At 57.5% G+C, this 1,775-nt stretch carries 2 protein-coding genes and 1 pseudogene; all 3 read right to left on the reverse strand.

The genetic code is table 11. The features are described 5' to 3' along the window. Positions 1-145 precede the first annotated feature (145 nt). The gene (locus GGD46_RS33570) at positions 146-604 is read right to left on the reverse strand and encodes a reverse transcriptase N-terminal domain-containing protein (protein ID WP_051043303.1); all 459 of its coding nucleotides are present in this window, start codon (positions 602-604) and stop codon (positions 146-148) included. A gap of 642 nt (positions 605-1,246) precedes the next feature. Beyond that, positions 1,247-1,495, reverse strand: a pseudogene (locus GGD46_RS33575) (IS66 family transposase); the annotation flags it as partial. Between the two features lie 44 nt (positions 1,496-1,539). Next, positions 1,540-1,775 (reverse strand): IS66 family insertion sequence element accessory protein TnpB (gene tnpB, locus GGD46_RS33580; RefSeq protein ID WP_028755409.1); only part of this gene is annotated, 236 nt, incomplete at its 5' end.

Raw genomic sequence — 1,775 nt, forward strand, 5'->3', positions numbered from 1 at the left:
TTTTGGTCCAGGCCATCGTGTTCTCCATCGAATCTCGCAAATCCGAAGGAATCATAACCTGTTGAAATCACCCACCTCTTTTTGAGGCAGCCTCTGAGCTTAGAACTGCACGTGCCAGTTTCCCGGCATGCAGCTCAAGCCTCTGCTAAGCCCTCAGCGACGAGAGCCACCGGTTCCGGTGATAATAAAAGGGAGTGGGATCGTGGATCGAGCTTATCCGCTCGTGGCGAGGGTTGGTGTCGCCGTAGGGCGAAGTAACCATCCCACGCCGGATCGAATGGATTGGCGTCAGCCCGTACCCTCGCCGTTTGAGTGACGATAATCCTCCGATGCATTTCCCGGGTGTGTCCCAGATGGTCCGGTCCACCCCGGGTGTTCTCTTTCCTCTATTTTCCGTTACTCGCTTCACGGCCAATGCCTTGCCGCTGAACGAGTGGGTCAGCAGCCGTTGTAAGGCTTTTACCTTGCCCCAGCGGCGTTCCCGAACTGCTTTCGCGATACGCACTTGCAGCCGCCGCACGGATTGTCGAACCTTGCTCCAGTCAATCTGGTTCCAGTCCGCCGTTCCGCGGGAGGCTGCACCAGTCATTTTCATGACCGCCATTTGCTTTTCCTCCTGTAAGGGTTCTGCCTGTTCTCTCGCGATGAGAGACCAGTCGGAAGTCTGCTCCCTTTCGGGCGGGGTGATGTTGGTTGCCCATAACCCCTATCCGCGCCATTGCAGCACGGCCTTCGCTTTCTCCAACATCCTTTACCCGCACCTCCGACAGCGTTCCTTGCGGTCGGCCTGCCCGTTGCCGGGCGGGGATACGGGCTTACCGTGTTTCACTTGAATAACAGGAGCGGGTTAGACCCTGCCTTTTCGCCGGCGGTCATGTTGTCCGTGTGCTTCCAAACTAGCGGGAAGCATCCGACCGTGCACCTTTTGGTTCAAGCCTGTCAGCATCTTTGGCTTGTTCTCGATGACGACGAGTACAGCAGTTCACTTGAGTTGGTCATACCGCCCAGCCTAGCGCCCGATCCGCGTCGATGCTCGCAGATGATGCCTCCACCTCACGGCTTCCGCACGGCCCGAGGGCCCGGCTACATTGTCCCGGCAGCTTCACACCGGATTGTTGCCAATCCCGCATGTGCCGGTAGGCTACAGACGACGGAACGTCAGGTTCTCTGCGTGGTTTTTCTCCTTTCCCTTTCGAACAATTATTCAAGCGACTTCACGTCGCACCGAGCTCTTCGAGCTGTAATTCAGACGCGCCGTGCGCTCGGACCTCTGACCGCGCAGTTCGCGCCGGAGCTTTTCGATCGCCAGTTCCAGACTGACGATCAGCGCCTCGCTGTCCGACAGCATGGCCTGTGCATTGGCAGCTTGGGCCACCGCGATGTCCCGCTCGGCGGCAACGACATCGCGTTCGGCCTGAAGGATCGCACGCTCGGAAAGCAGCGCCCGATAGGCGCTTGTAAGGTCCGCAGGAAGATCGGAGGGCTTCGATACCATGAGCCATCTGATCAGATTCACTCAACATTTTCAATATAATAATGCTATCCGACCTTCGTCGGACGAGAGGTTTCCTGCGGATGGCGCCAATCAATTCCGGACAACAAATAAGAAAGCTGCGCAGGCGATATCGCTATCGCGCCGCCTTCCGCAGACGGCCAGACGAACCGCCCGCGGTCTAACTTTTTGGCATAAAGCGATAGTCCGACACCGTCATGCCATAGGGCCTTGATCAATCGACCATTTCTCCCGCGGAAAACAAAAACGTCGCCCTGGAACG

Origin of the sequence: Martinezella lusitana (assembly GCF_014207095.1) — a bacterium.
Taxonomy (GTDB): Bacteria; Pseudomonadota; Alphaproteobacteria; order Rhizobiales; family Rhizobiaceae; genus Rhizobium; species Rhizobium lusitanum_B.

What these genes read in the sequence shown, in the direction of transcription:
- GGD46_RS33570 (WP_051043303.1), bottom strand. Translation starts at nt 604, where the DNA reads ATGGCGGTCATGAAAATGACTGGTGCAGCCTCCCGCGGAACGGCGGAC.